Genomic DNA, 2,877 nt, shown 5'->3' with positions numbered 1-2,877 from the left:
CCCCCGACCCGACTCGACCCGACCCGTCACGACGCCCGCCCGGCGCCGCGCGGCCACATGGTAGCCCCGCTCCATCAAAGAGGAAATACGGCGCTGACGAGGGCCATCCACTACGCTGCCTCACCTGGACATCCGATACCAGGGAGTACCTGACGTGACTCGTCGACGAGTCCTGCGAACGTTCGCCATCCTGATACCTGTCGTCGCACTCGGCCTGGGCACCTTCAGCCTGGCTGGCGGCTCGTTTCAGGGTTCGCCGACCACGACCACCCTCACCGGCGACGCGGCGGACATCGTCGACAGGTCGCCGGTCGGCGGCAAACAGCCCGCATGTTCGTTCGCCGACCCGTGCAGCCCGGCCGCGCTCCCGGCGGACTCGATGGCACGGGTAACGCTCAGCGCACACGCCTCCCCGAATCCCAACTCCTGCTGGTACTGCCTGCTCCACGGCACCGCCGACACGTACACGCCGTGGTACATCGGCGTGGACTACGCGAGCCCCGTCGCGACGCTGCACGTCAGCGCCGGGCAGACGCCAGAGCCCGTGCTCACGGTGACCGGAAGCCAGGCGGCGGCAGTCTTGGCGCTGGACGGCTACGACCTGGGATACCTCCCGCGGATCACGGCGTTCGTATGCGTCGCGCAGCTCTGCCCGTCCGCCCGGGCTTCCATCCCGATCGCGCCGGGCCTGCGATTCTCGATGTCCAGCCCCGTATCGTCGGACGAGCTGTGGGAGATCGTCCCGATCATGGCCGAACGCGAGGACGCGCATACCGACAACGCCTGGTACCGGTTCGGCGAGAAGCGGTCTTCCACGCTCCAGAAGATCGTCATCGGCTTCGAGGAAGTGGCCTTCTCCTAAGCTCCGCCCACGGGGCTCCGGATCACGTGCCGTCCGGCCAGAGCGTCACAGTACGCTGTGACGCCTCGCGGATCAGGGCGCTGTCCATCGGCACCTGTGTCTCGGCGACGCCCCATCCGAGCCAGGACGCGACGAACACGAGCGGTCCGTGCGGGGGCAGCGGGTGAATCCAGTAGGTGCTCTTCAAGTCCCGCCGATTGCCGTGGCCGGCCGAGATCTCCGCGATCAGCACCTCGCCGACCGGCGGCGGCTCCCGTTGGAGTGGTCCCGGCAGCCGAGGCGTCGAGCCACGCCGCGCGTCCGCGTAGAGCACCCCGAACCGCAGCATCTGATCCCCGAGCTCGCCCGGGTCGACCTCCTCACCCTTCGGCGGCGCGGCCTTCGGTCCCCGGGAAATCCAGCGCCCCTCGGCCGGCGCATGGCGCTGGCGCGCGTGCACGTCCAGCTCGAACCCGTTGGCGTACGCCCGCATGCCGCTCACCACCACCGCCACCTCGTCGGTGTGGATCAACACGACATCCGCCGCCACGCTCCCGGGCACCACCCGTTCCGGCCGCATCCACGGCCCATCCTTGGGACGCACCGTATCGACGGGCGGCGGTGCGGACATCGACTCGAAGAAGCCCATACCGAACCCCATACCCCAGTATCCTGATACAACGCGACCTGATACGACGCGACGGCGGCGCGAAGACGCCCGGTGTCAGGGCCGATCGAGCGAGCCGTAGAGCGCTGCCGGGGCGCCGGTGGCCAGGGCCCAGTACCGGTCGCCATAGGACCAGTGCCACCATTCGGTGGGGTAGTTGACGAACCCGGCCCCGGTCAGCGAGGCCGCCAGCACGGCCCGGTAGTGCTTCGCTTCGGCGGACAGGCCCGGGTGGTCGGTGTAGCAGGCTCCTGCCGATTCCTCCGGCGTCGCGTTGACAGCGCTACCGAGGTCGAGTTCGACTCCTTCCGCCGTACACAGAGTCAGGTCGACGGCGGCGCCCGCACTGTGCGGAGCGATCTCCGGCGGGCTCACGTAGCGGCTCGCCGCGAGCTGAAGCCGATCCTCGCTCCAGTCGGGGTTGGCATCGCGCAGCACCGCCCGGTACTCCCGGAAGTACCGGCGTTGGACCGCGGGCGGCCGATAGCCCTCGACGATCAGCAGCCGTAACCCGTCGGCAAGCGCGTCGTCGGCGCCGACCAGCCGGTCCAGGACCTCCATACGCACGTGCGCGAACGCCCCTTCCGCATCGGCCCGAAAGGACGAGACCCGGAGCATCTCGCAGTCCCGCACGTCCAGCAGTTCCCCGCCCACCTCGTGAACCGGCACCGCCGCGACCCGCGGGTCGGCCATCAACACGATCCCGGCGGGCACGGCGCGATCCAGGGAGTCCATCCCGTGATTATGACTGACAGCGCTCACGACCCGTCGGCCGCGCTCACGCCTCCAGAGCGCACACGAGCTCGGCGAGTCGCCGCACCCGACGGAAGTATGTGGCGCTGGGCTCTTCCGTGATGAGCGAAAGCTCATCGCGCGTCGCAGCACCCATGCACGACAGCGTCGCACACCAACAGGGCGACCGTAGTACGTGAGTCGGACTTCGTGATCTGCGTAGTGCTGCGTCTTGGGCGCGCGTGCGTGTCGGTGGTGGTACCAGCGGGTGCGGTCTGGTGTCGGCTCAGTGCGCGTTGTATCGGGGGTTCAGACGCAGTCCCAGAAGAACCTGCCTTCGAGTCGGCCGGACCCGACAGTTCGACGCTGGAAGTCATGCCGGCATCCTGACAGAGGAGACCGACAGCGAGGCTGCCCTCGCACGCCTCGAGCTCGCCGCAGATCACGAAGCCCGACTGCCGTAGCTACGACAGGCAGCTGGACCCGCACACCCCTCATCGACCCTCCAGCTGCGCACCCCCGACAGATTTCCCCGCCGGAGGCCGCGTTTCCGTATGTGCGTCGGCAAGACGGCCGTCAGATCAGGCCACGTCGGCAGCGACGGCGGCTACTTCGGTGAGGGGTGCGTCGGCGGGGG

At 69.0% G+C, this 2,877-nt stretch carries 3 protein-coding genes; 1 reads left to right on the top strand and 2 read right to left on the bottom strand.

The window, feature by feature from the left end:
• Positions 1-154 precede the first annotated feature (154 nt).
• A complete protein-coding gene (locus tag KDL01_RS40200) occupies positions 155-862 on the top strand; it encodes a hypothetical protein (protein ID WP_212533978.1) in 708 nt (235 codons plus the stop codon).
• Positions 863-884: 22 nt separating this feature from the next.
• Here KDL01_RS40200 and KDL01_RS40195 read toward each other — a convergent pair whose 3' ends face one another.
• Both KDL01_RS40195 and KDL01_RS40190 read right to left on the bottom strand, forming a co-directional pair.
• Positions 885-1,490: a hypothetical protein gene (locus KDL01_RS40195; RefSeq protein WP_212533977.1), complete on the bottom strand. Its 606-nt coding sequence runs from the start codon at positions 1,488-1,490 to the stop codon at positions 885-887.
• A 75-nt stretch (positions 1,491-1,565) separates the two neighbouring features.
• The gene (locus KDL01_RS40190; RefSeq protein ID WP_212533976.1) at positions 1,566-2,243 is read right to left on the bottom strand and encodes a M15 family metallopeptidase; all 678 of its coding nucleotides are present in this window, start codon (positions 2,241-2,243) and stop codon (positions 1,566-1,568) included.
• Between the last annotated feature and the right edge of the window lie 634 nt (positions 2,244-2,877).

This window comes from Actinospica durhamensis (assembly GCF_018139695.1).
Classification (GTDB): Bacteria; Actinomycetota; Actinomycetes; order Streptomycetales; family Catenulisporaceae; genus Actinospica; species Actinospica durhamensis.
The sequence above is the reverse complement of the archived record's forward strand: the minus strand, read 5'-3'. Positions and strand labels throughout refer to the sequence as shown.

Excerpts from the sequence above, each read along its gene's own strand:
- KDL01_RS40195 (WP_212533977.1), bottom strand. The coding sequence starts at position 1,490 with ATGGGCTTCTTCGAGTCGATGTCCGCACCGCCGCCCGTCGATACGGTG.
- KDL01_RS40190 (WP_212533976.1), bottom strand. The coding sequence starts at position 2,243 with ATGGACTCCCTGGATCGCGCCGTGCCCGCCGGGATCGTGTTGATGGCC.